Source organism: Streptomyces monomycini, from assembly GCF_022271435.1.
Lineage (GTDB): Bacteria > Actinomycetota > Actinomycetes > Streptomycetales > Streptomycetaceae > Streptomyces > Streptomyces monomycini.
In genome coordinates this window covers 339347-354089 of record NZ_JAFIQY010000003.1, presented here as the reverse complement: position 1 = coordinate 354089, position 14743 = coordinate 339347, and the positions used below count along the sequence as shown (strand labels likewise).

Below are 14743 nucleotides of genomic sequence, written 5' to 3'. Positions count from 1 at the left end.
AGGCGCTCCTGGCCCCGTCTCAGCCCGCACCGCCTATGGAAGTCTCCCGCCGCAGGCCCTACCGTGCAGCGCGTGCGCGAGCGGATACCGGTGGTGGTGCAGGGGCAGCGGCGGCGACGGCCGCGCGCTCTGCGGGTGTTGTGGGCGGGCGCGGAGCTGGCGGTGACGTTCGGAGTGCTCGTTCTGCTGCTGGTCGTACATCAGCTGTACTGGACGAATCGGCAGGCGCAGGCGAGCGCGCGTGACCAGGTGGCGCGGCTGGAACGGCAGTGGGACGCGCAGCACCCGCCGACCGCCGGAACACCGGCAACCGGAACGCCGTCCTCCGGACCGTCGTCCGGCCCGGCCGCTTCCACGGCTCCTGAGCGGCCCGGGGACCGTATGCGGCAAGAGGTCCGCAGCACCCTGGAGCAGACCGCGCCGCCGCGCCCCCGCCGGGACGCCGCGTACGCGGTCCTGCGCATCCCGCGTCTCGGCCTGACCGTTCCCGTCGCCGAGGGGACCGGCAGGTCCGCCGTCCTGAACAAGGGCTACGCGGGCCACTACGCGCACACCGCGCAGCCCGGCGAGCCGGGCAACTTCGCGCTCGCCGGGCACCGCAACACGCACGGCGAACCGTTCCGCTTCCTGAACCGGCTGCGACCCGGCGACACGGTGGAGGTGCTCACCGCGGCCGCCCGCTACACCTACGCGGTCGACCGGACCGTGCCGCGCACCACGCCCTCCGACGGCACCGTCACCGCCCCCGTCCCGTACAGCACCGCCCACCCGGCCCTGCGCTACACCGAGCCCGGCTCCTACCTGACGCTGACGACCTGCACGCCCGAGTACTCCTCGGCGTACCGGCTGGTGGTGTGGGGCCGTCTGACGGGCGCGGTGCCCCGATAGGCTCTTCCGCTGTGCTGAAACGTCCCACGCTGCTGTGGCTCCTGGTCCCTCACGTGCTCTACCTCGGTGTGCTGCCGCTGGTGAACCGTGTGACGCCGACCGTGCTCGGACTGCCCTTCCTCGTCTTCTGGATGCTGCTCGCGACCCTGCTGACGCCCGCGTCGGTGTGGCTGGCCTGGCGCGGCGACCGGAAACGGGCCGCGCGGCGGGCCGCCGGGCGCGCGGGCGCGCCGGCCGGGAAGCGCGCGGGAGAAGGGAGCGCGGCATGAACGCGACCATCGCCACCTCCATCTTCGCGGCGTTCATGGTGCTGACGCTGGCCCTGGGCCTGCTGGCGGTCCGCGGCGGCGGGCGCCGCAAGGGCGGGCTCACCGAGTGGTCGGTGGGCGGCCGCAGCCTCGGCACGGTCTTCATCTGGGTGCTGATGGCGGGCGAGAGCTACACCAGCTTCAGCTACCTGGGCGCGGCGGGCTGGGGCTACAACTTCGGCGCCCCGGTCCTCTACGTCCTCGCGTACATGTCCTGCGGCTACGCGCTCGGCTTCGTCGTCGGCCCGATGCTCTGGTCGTACGCGCGACGGCACGGCCTGGTCGGCATCACCGACCTGGTGGCGCACCGCTACGGGCGGCGCTGGCTCGGCACGGCGGTGGCGGTCCTCGCGACCGTCTGCCTGCTGCCCTACATCCAGCTCCAGATCACCGGCATGGGTGTGGTCGTGACGACCATCTCCTACGGGGCGATCAGCCTGAACTGGGCCTACTTCATCGGCTTCGCGGTGACCACCCTCTTCGTCGTGGTCAGCGGACTGCGCGGCAGCGCGTGGGTGTCGGTCCTCAAAGACATCCTGGTCATCGCGACCCTCGCTTTCCTGGCCGTCTACGTACCGCTGCACTACTTCGACGGGTACGGGCCCTTCCTGGACCGGATCGTCGCCGAGAAGCCGCAGTGGCTGACCTTCCCCGGCCACGAGTCGGGCGGCCTGGGCCAGGGCTGGTTCATCACCACCTCCCTCCTGAACTCCCTGACCGTCGTCATCTTCCCGACGACCGTCGCGGGCTACCTGGGCGCGCGCAACGCCGACGCGCTGCGGCGCAACGCGGTGCTGCTGCCGTTCTACAACGTGCTGCTGTTCGTGCCGATGCTGCTCGGCATGGCGGCGCTGTTCGTGGTGCCGGGACTGACCGGCGCCGACTCCAATCTCGCGCTGTTCAAGCTGGTGGTGGACTCGCTGCCGGCCTGGCTGGTGGGCGTGACCGGTGTCGCCGCCGCGCTCTCCTCCATCGTGCCGATGGCCGTGTTCATGCTGGTCATCGGCACGATGTGGGGGAGGAGCGTGCTGGGCGCGGTACCCCGGCTGGCGCACCGCCAGAAGCTGTGGTCGCAGGTCGTCGTCGTGGTGGCGGGCGCGCTGGCGCTGCTGCTGACGTACACCGCGCCGAACACCCTCGTACGGCTCTCGCTCATCTCGTACGAGGGGATGGCGCAGCTGGTGCCGATGATCCTGCTGGGCCTGGTGTGGCGACGGCTGACGCTGTACGGGGCCGTCGGCGGCCTGGTCGTGGGACTCGTGGTGGTCTGCGGGCTGGTCTTCACCGGACACGACCCGGTGTGGGGCGTGAACGCGGGGATCGTGGCGCTCGCGGTGAACCTGGTGGTGGCGCTCGGGGTGACCTGGCTGGGCCCGCGGCCCGTGGACGGCCGGCCGGACGCCGAGGTGCTGGCGTCGGACCTGGACGGGGAGGAGGACGGCCCCAGGGCGGAAGGCGCTGGTGGGGACGGGGGCGGGGCTGGTGGGAACGGCGCGGCCGGGGTCAGCCCGTCGCCGGCGAGGTGATCTTCTTGCCCTCCGGGGAGACGGCGAACCACGTGCCCGTCTTTCCCTGCCCGTTGACGTCGCCGGGCTGCTTGTCGCCGCTGAAGGTGTAGACCGGCCAGCAGTCGACCGCGAGCTGCTTGGTGCCGTCGGGCCGGGTGACGGTGCTGATCAGCTTCTCGGGGACGCCTTCCAGCTTGCTCTTGTCGGCCGGGCCGACGGGTTTCCAGGTGTCCAGGCAGGCGCCGTTGCAGCCGAACTTCATCGGCCAGGCGCTGTCCTTGTTGAAGCGGTAGACCGTACGGCCGTCCTTGTCGACGAGCAGTTTGCCGAGCCGGGGCTGGTCGAAGACGGAGACGTCGGCGGCCGGCCCGGCGGTGGCCTTCTTGCCGTCGGGGGCGAACGCGTTCCAGGTGCCGCCGACACCGTGGCCCTTGGTGTCGCCGGGGGCGGTGTCCTTGGCGTAACGGTAGGCGGGCCAGCCGCTGATGGTGAGCTGTTGGGTGCCGTCGGGGCGGGTGACCGAGCCGAGGGCGCTCGCGGCCATGCCGGAGGCGGCGGTGGCGTCGTCGGCGGGGACCGGGGGCCAGGTGGTCGCACAGGCTCCGGAGCAGGCGGAGTTCGGGGGCTTGGCGGTGTCCTTGTCGAAGCGGTAGAGGGCCATGCCCTTGCTGTCGGTGACGACCGGGCCGAGTTCGGGGGACTGGCGCAGCGCGAGGGCCCGGGCGGGCGCGCCCTGCGCCGCGGGGCGGTTGCTGTCATCCGTCGAGCCGTAACCGTTGCCGTAGCCGTCTCCGCCGGCCTGTCCCTTGTCGGCGCCGTAATCGCCGCCGGTGTCGCCTGAGCCGTAGTCGGCGGAACTGCCGCTGCCTGCGCGCACCTTGTCGTTGGCCACGGGGGCGGCGTCGGTGCGGTCGGCGGAGCCGCAGGCGGTGGTGAGCGCCAGGACGGCGGCGGCTGTCACCGCCAGGAGGGCGTGGCGGCGTTGGGTGTCGGGGCGGCGGGAGGCGGGGTGGGGGCCGGAGCGGCGGGAGGCGGGGTGGGGGTGGCCGGTGTGTGGGGCGGGGTGGGGCTGGGGCTTGGGGTGCGGGTGGGGCTTGGGCTGCGGGTCGGTGTGCGGGCTCATCGTTGTCTCCTTCGGGGGGTTCGGGGGATTCGGGGTATTCGGGGGATTCGGGGGGCGGGGGTGCTGTCGTGGGATTCCGGGGGCGTTGTCGTGGGGGCCGGGGGTGTTGTCTGCGGGGTACGAGGGGTGGGGGGCGGGTGTTCAGGCGGGGCGGAAGTTGTCATCGGCGGACGAAAAGCGTGCGGAAGTGAAGCCCGTACAGCGGGTGTTCGACCGCCGTACGGGTCATTCGCCGTCTTGGACACGCAGCGCGAGCGCCGGGCAGCGCCGTACCGCGAGCTGCGCGCGTCGGCGCATCCGGGCGGGCAGCGGCATCGTGGCCCGCTCCGGGTAGCCGTCGGGCCCCAGCCGGATCATGCCGGGCACGAGGTCGGCGCACAGGCCGTGGCCCTGGCAGAGCGTCCAGTCGACGAGCAGCCGCTGTTCGGGCGCGCGGGGCCGGGAGGCGGTGATCGTGGTGGTGCGGTCACCGGAGTGCCGCCCGCCACCGGCTGCTGGTGCGCTTGCGGCGCCGTACGCCTTCTCGCCGTACGCCTCCTCGCCGGGCACCGGCAGCGCGCCGAGCACCGGACGGCCGCACCCGGCGCCGCCGGCGTGCCCGGCGAACTCGTCGGGGAAGGTGGCCAGTGCCGAAGCGACGAAACGCGCGGTGCCGTCGGGGTGACTGCACGCTCCGCGCCGTTCCACAGCCCGCATCCGGTCCCGTACGGCGTCCAGCGCGCGCTGCCCGCCACCGCCGACCGCCTGGCCGAGCGCGTCGGCGAGCGAGGGCAGCCCCAGGACGCAGGGTCCGCACTGTCCCGCGGATTCGGCGGCCATCCAGCGCGCGACCCGTACGACCTCGCCCGCCGGGCAGGTCCCTTCCGGCAGCGGCAGCACCGCCCCCGCGCCGAGCACCGCACCGTACGCGGCCAGGTCGTCGCGGCTGAGGAGGGCCGTACCGGCGGTGGACGGCGACAGCCAGGTGCCGTGGTAGCCGCCGATCAGGACGCCCTGCCCAGGGCGGAGCTCGCACAGGGCCAGGACGCGGGCGAGTGGCACTCCGGTCGGTGCTTCCACGACCCGTTCGCCGGCCACGGTCAGCAGGACGGTTCCGGGTTCGGCGGGGTCGCCGGTGGCGCGGTAGTCCAGGGCGCCCAGCCGCGCGGCGACGGCGAGCTGGGCGTACGTCTCGGTGTTGGACAGCAGGGTGGGCAGGCCGTGCAGGCCGCGTTCGCTGGAGCGGACCTTGCGGCCCGAGGGGAGGCCGGGGCCTCGGTTGAGGCCGTCGGTGAGCGCGGTGCCCTCGCCCGTGACGAAACGTTCCGCCAGCAGTTCGGCGCGTACCGGCGTGGACAGCGGCCCCCGTTCGGCGATCGCCTGGCGTACCGACCGGGCCACGTCCGCGCGGGTCACCCCGATCGCGATCTCCTCGGCGCCGAGCGCCCGCGCGGCCAGCAGCGCGCCGTCCAGCACCAGGTGCGGCGCGAACAGCAGAAGAGCCGTGTCCTTGAGACAACCGGGCTCGCCCTCACTGCCGTTGACGACCACCGCGACCCGCCCGCCCGTACGCCGCCGCCCCTCCAGGACGGCACTCAGCTTCCGCGCGAACGGAAAGCCCGCACCGCCACGGCCGCGCAGCCCGGTGTCCTCGGCCAGCGCCACGAGCTCGCCGGCGGACAGGTCGGGCGGACTGCCGTGCCGCGCGAGGTGCGCCACCCGGTCCAGGCGCCGCTCCGACGTGTCCAGCCCGTTCGCCCTGTCCACTCCGCCCAGCCCCGTCATTCCGTCCAGCCAAAGGGACCCGCCCTCCCCGCCCACTCCGTCCGGTCCCGCCACTCCGCCCAGTTCTGCCATTCCGTCCAGCCCCGCCACTCCGCCCAGTTCTGCCATTCCGTCCAGACCCGCCACTCCGCTCAGTACTGCCATTCCGTCCAGACCAACGGGTCCGCCCATTCCGTCCAGACCAACGGGCTCGCCCACTCCGTTCAGCCCAGCCGGCCCGTCCAGCTCAAGCGATCCGATCAGACCAACCGACCCGACCAGCCCGGCGAGCAGTCGAGGCGCTTCGATCGCGGCCAGACTGGGGACGGCCAGCCCGGGTGCGGCCAGTCCGGGTGCGGCCAGTCCGTGAACGGTCAGCCCGGGAACGGCCGAACCGGGCGCAACGGCAGGCATCGAAATCGTGGTGGCCGACGCCAGGAGCGTCATAGGGAACTCCATTCAGTCTTCGATACGTTGAGGTAACCGGGGGCCCACCCAAGCTGGCCCCGTAGGCGCGCCCTTCGCCCCCCGCCTCCATACCGGCCACATAGCCACACTCTCCGCGCATGGCCGTACGTCACGGACGGACGCCGCGGGAGTGCCGAGCCGCCCGATCCGGGCCCCGGGGCCTGCCGGAATGCGCGTCCGGCGGCGGGCTGTACGGGACCTGGTTCCGACGCGGCGCCCGTATCCGCAGTACGAGCACCACCGCGACCCCGGCGACGCACAGCATGTATCCGGTGGTCACCCAACCGGCAGCAGCGCGCCCCGACTTCAGCCCGTGCACCAGCGCCGCGCACCAGGCCACGTACGCCCCCATGTGCAGCACCCGCCACCACCGCGACCCGCGGCGCGAGGTGAACGCGCCGCGCACCGCGCCCGTCACCGCCGCCGCTAGGTAGAGGTAGCCGGCCAGGGTGCCGAGTCCGATGAGTAGGGGGTGGCTGTCGTCGGTGAACGGCACCACAGCGGCCGTGCCGCTCGTCCGGTCGCGGGCGATCTTCACCCCGATGTGCAGGGCGAGGAAGCCGAGCCCGGCGACGCCGGTGCCGCGGTGCACGGCCTGCGCGATCAGCCGGTGGCCGGAGTGCAGCAGCAGCCGGTCGGTGGCGGCCAGGCCCCACAGGACGGTGCCGGTGAGCGAGACCAGTGCGAGGACACCCGCGCCGAAGTCCAGGAAGTCCAGCGCCCGCCGGGCCGCTCCGGCCTGGGTGGCCACGGCGAGGAAGAGGAGTACGACGGCGGGCAGGGCGGGGCGCAGGGCGGCCCGTAGACGGGATGCGGACATCAGGCCTCCTTGAGGGGAGCCGGGGGCGGAGGGGGAGATGCGTGGGGAAGGGGAAGGGGGAGGCGCGTGGGTGGCGCCTCGCGGCGATGTCCGCGCGGTGAAATGCGTACGTCGCGCGCCGGGATATTCACCGCGGTTTATGCGGGGTCTTCCGCCGGGACGCGCAAAGGTATGCGCCAAGGGCGGTGGTCCGGGGTGAGCAGCAGCATCACGGAACGCCGCCGGACCGTCCTCCGGTTTATCGCGCTGTGACAAATTCCTGCACCGGCATCGAAGTTACGCGGGGTAACTCCGGATGGTGCCCCCTCAAGCACGACCGCCGCTCGAAGCGTCACCGGACACCGATCCACTGCGCCACCGATCCACTGCGCCACCGATCTATCTACTGCGCCACCGATCCACCGATCCACCGCACGGCGGTGCTTCCGAGCAGCAGGGCCGTACCCCCCTCCGCATCACGCCAGGAACGAGGTAGCGATGTGTGATCTCCTGAACCGCATCTGGTCACGCCCCCGCGGCGAATGGACCCGCGTGCTGAGAAAGGAACTCCCGGCGCTCGCCGAGAAGGTGTGCGAGGAGCTGCGGAGCGGATTTCCCGCCTTTGCGGCACTGCTCGCGGAAACGGGTGCCGAAGAGACCCACCGGGCCGTGGAACAGGCGATGGTGGTGGCGCTCGGCTACCAGGAGAACGCGGAACGCGCCCGGCGGCCCAAGGACCTCGTCGTCACTCCGCTGCCGATGGCGCCGGCCCGCCGGGAGATGTTCGCCGCCCTCTCAGGAGCCAAGGACGTCTCCGACGTCGCCCTCGCCGAAGTGGCCCGCTGTGCCGGCTGGCCCGTACCGGCGCTCGTCCAGGCCGTCGCGCTCGCCTCGCCCGCCGAAGCCCCTCAGCTGGCCGCCGCCCTCGGCGACGCCCTCATCGGCACCGTCGACGGTGACACCTGCCTGCTCGTCCCCGACCCCGGGACGCAGACCCGCGCCCGTCTGGAGGCCGCCCTCAAGGGCCGGGCGGCGGCGGTCGGCCACGCCGTACCGGCGGGTGACACTGCCTCCTCGCTGCGCTGGGCCCGCGCCCTGCTCGCCCTGTCGCCCGGCCGCGGCGGCCCCGACACCCGCCCGGCCTTCGTCGACGACCACCTCTCCACACTGCTCCTCCTCCAGGACGAATCGCTGGCCAGAGCACTCTCCGCACGTTGGCTGAGCCCCCTCGACGACCTGACGCCTCGCCAGAGCGAACGCCTGGAGGTCACCTTGCTCGCCTGGCTGGAGGGCGGCGGTGCTCCCGAAGCGGCCCGGGTGCTCCAGGTGCACCCGCAGACCGTGCGCTACCGCCTGCGGCAGATCGAGAAGCTCTTCGGCCCCGCGCTGCGCGATCCGCGGACCCGCTTCGAACTGGAGATGGCGTTGCGCAGCCGCCGCCTGATGGCCCACGTACGGCGCTACCGCTCACGGGCCGGCCGCCGGGCGCGGGCCGTCGCCTCCAGCATCCGGCCGCTGGGCGTGGCCAGGGAGGCCCGGGTCAACGGGCTGTGACAGGCGCACGGTGACCGCGGCGGCCCCGGCTCCCCTCCGGGGCCGCCGCCCTGCCCGGCCGCCCCGCCCGGCCGCCCTGCCGCTACGCTGGTGCGGAACCCGGCCGGATGAGCCGGGACCTGCCATCCGCCGCACGGACCGCACGGACCGCACGGACTTCACGGATCGCACGAACCGGGGAAGGAGTGAGCACATGCGGCGCTTCGCCGAAGCCTGGCGGCTGTACATGGGCGCGCTCTTCTTCCTGCTCTCCGGTTTCGCGCTCGCCCAGAGCGGCCTGACCTCGACGCTCGCCGCCGCCGCGACCACCGCCGCCGTACTGCTGCTGTGCCGCGCCTTCCTGGCCGCCGCGCTCGCCCGGCCCGAACCGCCGGGCCGCGTCCGTACCGCCATGCGCGACCGGGAACGCCGTACGGCCTTCCTGCCGCAACGCGATCCCGACGCCGCGGGCCGCCCGCGGCCCAGGGCGCCCGGCCGTCCCCTCCCGACGGCCGCGTAGGCGCCTCCACCTCGCACTCCGCGAAGGCCCCGGCCCCGCGCGGCTCGTCACGCCGACATCCTCTTCCGGCACGACGAGACCCCGTGGAGGGCTCACCCATGTCCGTTTTCGCCACCCTGGGCAGCGCGCTGTCCCAGGCCGCCGACCTCATCGAACCGCTCTTCGGAGCTTCGGCGACCGCCGCCGCGATCATCCTCTTCACCCTGTGCGTACGCGCCGCACTGCACCCGCTCGCCCGCGCCGCCGCCCGTGGCGAGAAGACCCGTTCCGCGCACGCCCCGCGCCTGGCCGAGCTGCGCCGCAAGTACGCGAAGGACCCGCAGCGCCTACAGGAGGAGACCGCCGCGCTCTACGCCGAGACCGGCTCCTCGCCGCTGGCCGGCTGCCTGCCGTCGCTTCTGCAACTGCCTGTCTTCTTCGTCATGTACCACCTGTTCACCAGCGACGGCAGCGGTCTGCTCGCGCACACGCTGCTGGGCGCCCCGCTCGGCGGGCACTGGTCGCAGGCCCTCACGGAAGGCGGCCTGACCGGACCGCACGGGCGGGTCTATCTCGCGCTGTTCGCGCTGGCCGCCGCCGTCGCCACCTGGAACTACCGGCGGGCCCGTACGACGATGGCGCGGAACGCGGCGACGGGCGCGCCCCTCGGGCAGGCGGGCACACCCGACGGCGGTACGGTGCCCGGCCTCGGCGCCATGACGAAGGTGATGCCGCTGCTGTCCTTCGGGACGCTGGTCAGCATCGCGGTGCTGCCGCTGGCGGCCGCGCTCTACCTGGTGACGACCACGGCGTGGACGGCGTGCGAGCGGGCGCTGCTGCACCGGGAGCGCGACCAGGACGGCCACGCGGACCGTACGGCCGGGGAGGGGGCCGTGGCCCAGGCCGGTTCGGCCGGGTAGCGGGACGTCCCCGATGCGTACCGCCGGGTAACGGTCCAGTACGTGAACCGGGTCTTGCGGAGCGGACGCCGTTCTTGGACGATCGTCCGAATCGCTCGATGGCCGTCCCCATCGGCCGGTCCGGGAGAGCCCTCCCGGACCGACCCTTCGACCACGGGAGTCGTACCGATGAAGCTGCTGCGTGTCGGTCCGGTGGGGGCGGAACGCCCGGCGCTGCTCGACGAGGAAGGCGTGCTGCGCGATCTGTCGTCACTGGTCACGGATGTCGACGGGGAACTGCTCGGGGACAGTCCGGCCCTCGCCCGGATACGGGCGGCGGCCGCCGCCGGTGTACTGCCGCGCCTGGACCCGGCCGGTCTGCGCACCGGGCCGCCGGTCGCCCGGATCGGCAAGATCGTGTGCATCGGGCTGAACTATCACGATCACGCGCGCGAGACCGGCGCCGCCGTGCCGGCCGAGCCGATCGTCTTCATGAAGGCGCCGGACACGGTCGTCGGGCCCGACGACACGGTGCTGGTGCCGCGCGGCAGCGTGAAGACGGACTGGGAGGCCGAACTGGCCGTCGTCATCGGCCGAACCGCGCGCTACCTGGAGACCGACGAGGAAGCCCGCGCCGCCGTCGCCGGGTACACGATCGCGCACGACGTCTCCGAACGGGAGTTCCAGATCGAGCGTGGCGGCCAGTGGGACAAGGGCAAGAACTGCGAGACGTTCAACCCGCTGGGGCCGTGGCTGGTGACGGCGGACGAGGTGCCCGACCCGCAGGCGCTGGGCGTACGGCTGTGGGTCAACGGCACGCTGCGGCAGGACGGCACGACCGCCGAGCAGATCTTTCCGGTGGCCGAGGTGGTCCGTTACGTGAGCCGGTTCATGACCCTGTATCCGGGCGACATCGTCAATACCGGCACCCCGGCGGGCGTGGCGATGGGCTGCCCGGAGCCCAAGCCGTATCTGCGAGCCGGTGACGTGGTGGAGCTGGAGATCGACGGTCTGGGGCGGCAGCGGCAGGAGCTGAAGGGGGCCTGACGGCTGCTCAGCTCCCGGGGCGGGCCCTCGGGTGCACGGGGTGGGCCCTCGGGTGCGCGGCTCGGGTGCGCGGGCCGGCCACTCGGGCGCGCGGCTCGGGTGTTCGGGCACTCGGGCGCGCGGGCTCGTCCCGGAGGGGCGCCCGGTGACCGGCTGTCGGCTGGACAGGGGGACTCGCCGTACGGGTGCGCGAACGGTCCCGCCGCCCGGCCCCTCCATGCACATAGTTCCCATATGCCTGCAAAAAAGACAAAACGGTCCCATGTGGTGGGGGCCGCCGCCCTGGGAGCCGTGGCCGCCGTGCTCCTCGGCCTGTTCGCGGCGTTCGGCTTCGCGGCCCCGCTGCCCGGCGGGCTCGGCCCGTGCCGGGGGAGCCAGTGCCCGCCCTCGTACGCCGATCCGAACAACGGACCGGTGGCCGGACGGGACGAGAACCTCAACATCTTCGTCGGCGGGGACTTCCGCGTCGGCGGCTCGGCCGCCGAGGCCGAAGGCAAGATCGTCACCCTCGGCGGCTTCCAGATGAACAAGACCGGCGGCTCCAGCGTCTACAACGTCGGCGTCGTCGGCGTCGGCTCCCGGGTGCCCCCGCCCAACGGCTCCGACTTCCTGACCGTGGGCGGTGACGTCACCATCGCCCCCGGCCAGCGGCTGCTCGCCGAGGAAGGCAGCACCCACGGCGTCGTCGCGTACGAAGGCAGGCTGACCGGCACCGTGATCCCCCAGTCGGACCAGCGGCCGGGTGCCGCCGATCCGTACCGCGCGCTGGTGCCCGACCTCACGGCGAGCAGCCAGTGCTACGCCCGGACCGGCGACGGGCAGCGGCCCGCGACCGGCACCGCCGTCAACCAGGGCTACTCGACGGTCTTCACCGGCGACGGCACCTCCGCCCTCCAGGTCTTCAACGTCGACTTCGACCTGGTGGGCCGCAACGGCGGCGCCCAGGGCATCACCTTCCAGAACATCCCGGCCGGCGCGACCGTACTGGTCAACATGGTCGGCGACGCCCGCACCATCAACACCTACATCGGCCACGACCTCCAGCCGCCCGGCATCCGCGAACGGCTGCTGTGGAACTTCCCGGACGCGAACACGGTGGAGTTCAAGGGCGGCGCGCAGTTCCAGGGGAGCGTGCTGGTCGGCAAGCAGGGCAGTACGACGACGGTCTCGGTGCCGGGCATGAACGGCCGCCTCTACACGGTCGGTTCGCTGGTGCACACCTCGACGTCCGGCGCGGAGCTGCACAACTACCCGTTCAACGGGGATCTGCCGGACTGCCGCGCACCGAGCCCGACGCCGACGCCGACGCCCACGCCGACACCGACGGAGCCGTCGCCGAGTCCGACGGACCCGAGCCCGTCTCCGACCGACCCAACTCCGTCCCCGACCGACCCGAGCCCGTCTCCCACGGACCCGTCGCCGTCGCCGACGGACGAGCCCTCACCGTCACCGACGGACGAGCCCTCACCGTCACCTACGGACGAACCGTCGCCGTCTCCCACGGACGAGCCGTCGCCGTCTCCGACCGACGAGCCGTCACCGAGCCCGACGGACCCGAGCCCGTCGCCGACCGAGCCGAGCCCGTCACCTACGGACGAGCCGTCGCCGTCGCCGACCGACGAGCCGTCACCCACGCCGACGGACCCGAGCCCGTCGCCGACCGACCCGACTCCGACCCCGACCCCCACGGAACCGACGCCGTCCCCGACGCCCACCCCGACCGAACCGACCCCGTCGCCCACGGAGCCGACCCGCCCGCCGTCGCCGACTCCCCCGGAGCCGACCCCGGAACCGACCGAGCCGACAGCACCTCCGTCACCGACCGCCCCCACCCCGGAGCCCACCGAGCCGTCTCCGGAGCCCACCGAACCGACCACCCCACCGTCACCGACCACCCCCACCCCGACGCCAACCCTCACCCCCACCCCCACCCCCACGAACTCCTCCTCCACCGGCCCAGTACCCACCCCGGGACCGACGGATGACGACGACCAGCTGGCGCACAGCGGCAGCAGCACCTTCCAGGACCCGCTGTTCATCGGTGCGGCAGCGGCCGCCGTCGTCAGCGGTGCGGTGCTCGTACTGATCATCCGCACACGCCGCCGCCGCTCCGGCAGCTGACCTCCGGGTCAGCCCGCCGGCTGCTGCTCGATGTAGCGCCCCAGGGCGTCGACCACCAGCGCGTGGTCGTCGCCCTGGGGGAGGCCGGAGACCGCGACCGTGCCGACGACTCCGGTGCCGCGCAGCCGTACGGGGAAGGCGCCGCCGTGCGCGGCGTAGCGGTCCGGGTCGAGGCGGGACGATTCTTCGAACGTCCGGCCCTTGGCGCGGAAACGGGCGCCGACGAGGTACGAGGACTCCGCGTACCGCTCGACGACGCGCCGCTTGCGCTCGATCCACGCGTCGTTGTCGGCCGACGTGCCCGGCAGCGCGCAGTGGAACAGCTGCTGCGCCCCGCGCCGGATGTCCACCGTCACGGCCGCGCCGCGCTCGCGCGCCAGGTCCGCCAGCAGGCAGCCGAGCTGCCAGGCGTCCTCGTTGCCGAAGCGCTCCAGGACCAGGCGGCGCTCCTGTTCCTCCAGTTCGCGTACCTGATGGCGGGCCGCTTCCCGCTCGTCCAGACCGTTCAGCGCCCCGGTGCCACCTGTGCCGTTCACCTGCGTCGTGCTGCTCATGCCGACTCCTCGATCCGGATCGAGCGGCCCTCGGCCGCCGATGTCTTCGCCGCTTCCAGGACGCGCAGCGCGGCCGCCGCTTCCCTGGCGCTCACCGGCGGCTCGCCCCCGGTGCGCAGTGCTTCCGCGACGGCGGCGTAGTACGCGGGGTAGTCACCGGACAGGGTCGGTACGGGGTCGCCGCCGCCGGTCAGCGGGGACTCCCCGGCGCCGATCCGGCCCCACGCCGACTCCGGCTCCGTACCCCAGCCGTCCGGGTCGTCGCCAGGGCGACGCCCCTCGCGCAGTGCCGCTTCCTGCGGGTCCAGGCCGTACTTCACATAGCCCGCGCGGCTGCCCAGCACCCGGAAGCGCGGGCCGAGCTGGGCGGTGGTCGCGCTGACCCACAGGTGCGAGCGGACGCCGTTCGCGTGGGTGAGGGCGAGGAACGTGTCGTCGTCGGCCTCCGCGCCCGGGCGGCGTACGTCGGACTCGGCGTAGACCAGGGTGACCGGTCCGAACAGGGCGAGCGCCTGGTCGGCGACGTGGCTGCCCAGGTCGTACAGCAGCCCGCCGATCTCCGCCGGGTCGCCGGACTCGCGCCAGCCGCCCTTCGGCTTCGGCCGCCAGCGTTCGAAGCGCGACTCGAAGCGCTGCACCTCGCCGAGCGCGCCCTCGGCGACCAGCTTGCGCACCGTGCGGAAGTCGTTGTCCCAGCGGCGGTTCTGGAAGACGGAGAGCAGCAGGCCGCGCTCCTCCGCGAGGTCGGCCAGCCGGTCGGCCTCCGCGGCGGTCCCCGCGAGCGGCTTGTCGACGACGACGGGCAGCCCGGCGTGCAGGGCGGCTTCGGCGAGCGCCACGTGCGTCTTGTTGGGGGACGCGATGACGACGAGGTCCAGTTCGCCGGCGCGGGCCAGCACCTCGTCGGGGGTGGCGACCGTACGGACCTGCGGGTGTTCGGCGCGTGCCTGGCCCTGCCGGTCCGGGCTGCCGGTGGAGACGGTGTCCAGCACCAGGCCGTCGGTGGCGGCGATCAGCGGGGCGTGGAAGACCGAGCCGGCCAGGCCGTAGCCGATGAGGCCGACGCGGAGGGGTGTGCCGGGGGAGTCGTTCATGCCGTCCACTTAAGCAACGCTGTTGCCAAAGTGCAAGCAATGCGGACAATGGACGGGTGACCAGCAACGACCCCGAGGAACGTGTCGCCGCACCGGCCCCTGCGCCACCGGGTGTCGCCGCCCCGCCCTCCGCGCCGTCCCCCGCCCCGCCCTCCGCGC

13 protein-coding genes are annotated in these 14743 nt (G+C 73.4%); 8 read left to right on the top strand and 5 right to left on the bottom strand.

Features of this window, described 5'->3' with window-relative positions; genetic code table 11:
- Positions 1-72 precede the first annotated feature (72 nt).
- Genes JXZ78_RS06050 through JXZ78_RS06040 form a run of 3 tightly spaced genes read left to right on the top strand, consistent with a single transcriptional unit; the run spans position 73 to position 2722 of the window.
- Positions 73-888, top strand: a complete 816-nt coding sequence (locus JXZ78_RS06050) for a class E sortase (protein ID WP_050502923.1) — start codon at positions 73-75, stop codon at positions 886-888.
- Between the two features lie 11 nt (positions 889-899).
- Positions 900-1157: a DUF3311 domain-containing protein gene (locus tag JXZ78_RS06045; RefSeq protein WP_030023715.1), complete on the top strand. Its 258-nt coding sequence runs from the start codon at positions 900-902 to the stop codon at positions 1155-1157.
- Positions 1154-2722 (top strand): sodium:solute symporter family protein, encoded by a 1569-nt coding sequence (locus JXZ78_RS06040; protein WP_030023713.1) that lies wholly within the window; start codon positions 1154-1156, stop codon positions 2720-2722. Before JXZ78_RS06045 ends, JXZ78_RS06040 begins: the two co-directional genes overlap by 4 nt.
- Here JXZ78_RS06040 and JXZ78_RS06035 read toward each other — a convergent pair.
- The 3 genes from JXZ78_RS06035 to JXZ78_RS06025 form a co-directional block, all read right to left on the bottom strand.
- Complete coding sequence (locus JXZ78_RS06035; protein ID WP_238782699.1) at positions 2700-3827, bottom strand: SCO0930 family lipoprotein; 1128 nt, start codon at positions 3825-3827, stop codon at positions 2700-2702. The two genes, JXZ78_RS06040 and JXZ78_RS06035, sit on opposite strands and share 23 nt — an antisense overlap.
- Positions 3828-4052: 225 nt before the next feature.
- Positions 4053-5591 carry an NADH-ubiquinone oxidoreductase-F iron-sulfur binding region domain-containing protein gene (locus tag JXZ78_RS06030; RefSeq protein WP_030021538.1) on the bottom strand — a complete coding sequence of 513 codons (1539 nt, stop codon included), beginning with the start codon at positions 5589-5591 and terminating at the stop codon, positions 4053-4055.
- 556 nt (positions 5592-6147) lie between these two features.
- Entirely contained in the window at positions 6148-6858 is a 711-nt protein-coding gene (locus JXZ78_RS06025; protein WP_238782698.1) for a hypothetical protein, read from the bottom strand.
- 477 nt (positions 6859-7335) lie between these two features.
- On the opposite strand from JXZ78_RS06025, the gene JXZ78_RS06020 reads away from it, so the two are divergent.
- The 5 genes from JXZ78_RS06020 to JXZ78_RS06000 all read left to right on the top strand — a co-directional run bounded on the left by JXZ78_RS06020 (position 7336) and on the right by JXZ78_RS06000 (position 12936).
- On the top strand, positions 7336-8391 hold the full coding sequence (locus JXZ78_RS06020; protein WP_030021536.1) for a PucR family transcriptional regulator: 1056 nt from the start codon (positions 7336-7338) through the stop codon (positions 8389-8391).
- 193 nt (positions 8392-8584) lie between these two features.
- Complete coding sequence (locus JXZ78_RS06015) at positions 8585-8890, top strand: DUF6412 domain-containing protein (protein WP_030021535.1); 306 nt, start codon at positions 8585-8587, stop codon at positions 8888-8890.
- A 98-nt stretch (positions 8891-8988) separates the two neighbouring features.
- A complete protein-coding gene (locus tag JXZ78_RS06010) occupies positions 8989-9789 on the top strand; it encodes a YidC/Oxa1 family membrane protein insertase (RefSeq protein ID WP_033038399.1) in 801 nt (266 codons plus the stop codon).
- A gap of 168 nt (positions 9790-9957) precedes the next feature.
- Positions 9958-10815: a fumarylacetoacetate hydrolase family protein gene (locus JXZ78_RS06005; RefSeq protein ID WP_030021533.1), complete on the top strand. Its 858-nt coding sequence runs from the start codon at positions 9958-9960 to the stop codon at positions 10813-10815.
- Positions 10816-11049: 234 nt separating this feature from the next.
- Positions 11050-12936: a choice-of-anchor A family protein gene (locus JXZ78_RS06000; protein WP_050502659.1), complete on the top strand. Its 1887-nt coding sequence runs from the start codon at positions 11050-11052 to the stop codon at positions 12934-12936.
- A gap of 8 nt (positions 12937-12944) precedes the next feature.
- On the opposite strand, the gene JXZ78_RS05995 is transcribed toward JXZ78_RS06000, so the two are convergent.
- Complete coding sequence (locus tag JXZ78_RS05995) at positions 12945-13490, bottom strand: heme-degrading domain-containing protein (protein WP_238782697.1); 546 nt, start codon at positions 13488-13490, stop codon at positions 12945-12947.
- Positions 13487-14584: a Gfo/Idh/MocA family oxidoreductase gene (locus tag JXZ78_RS05990; protein ID WP_030021530.1), complete on the bottom strand. Its 1098-nt coding sequence runs from the start codon at positions 14582-14584 to the stop codon at positions 13487-13489. The genes JXZ78_RS05995 and JXZ78_RS05990 overlap by 4 nt, the downstream gene beginning before the upstream one ends.
- Positions 14585-14743 lie beyond the last annotated feature (159 nt).

Excerpts from the sequence above, each read along its gene's own strand:
- JXZ78_RS06025 (WP_238782698.1), bottom strand. The coding sequence starts at position 6,858 with ATGTCCGCATCCCGTCTACGGGCCGCCCTGCGCCCCGCCCTGCCCGCC.
- JXZ78_RS06015 (WP_030021535.1), top strand. The coding sequence starts at position 8,585 with ATGCGGCGCTTCGCCGAAGCCTGGCGGCTGTACATGGGCGCGCTCTTC.
- JXZ78_RS06005 (WP_030021533.1), top strand. The coding sequence starts at position 9,958 with ATGAAGCTGCTGCGTGTCGGTCCGGTGGGGGCGGAACGCCCGGCGCTG.
- JXZ78_RS05990 (WP_030021530.1), bottom strand. The coding sequence starts at position 14,584 with ATGAACGACTCCCCCGGCACACCCCTCCGCGTCGGCCTCATCGGCTAC.
- JXZ78_RS06010 (WP_033038399.1), top strand. The coding sequence starts at position 8,989 with ATGTCCGTTTTCGCCACCCTGGGCAGCGCGCTGTCCCAGGCCGCCGAC.
- JXZ78_RS05995 (WP_238782697.1), bottom strand. The coding sequence starts at position 13,490 with ATGAGCAGCACGACGCAGGTGAACGGCACAGGTGGCACCGGGGCGCTG.
- JXZ78_RS06020 (WP_030021536.1), top strand. The coding sequence starts at position 7,336 with ATGTGTGATCTCCTGAACCGCATCTGGTCACGCCCCCGCGGCGAATGG.
- JXZ78_RS06035 (WP_238782699.1), bottom strand. The coding sequence starts at position 3,827 with ATGAGCCCGCACACCGACCCGCAGCCCAAGCCCCACCCGCACCCCAAG.
- JXZ78_RS06000 (WP_050502659.1), top strand. The coding sequence starts at position 11,050 with ATGCCTGCAAAAAAGACAAAACGGTCCCATGTGGTGGGGGCCGCCGCC.
- JXZ78_RS06030 (WP_030021538.1), bottom strand. The coding sequence starts at position 5,591 with ATGACGGGGCTGGGCGGAGTGGACAGGGCGAACGGGCTGGACACGTCG.
- JXZ78_RS06040 (WP_030023713.1), top strand. The coding sequence starts at position 1,154 with ATGAACGCGACCATCGCCACCTCCATCTTCGCGGCGTTCATGGTGCTG.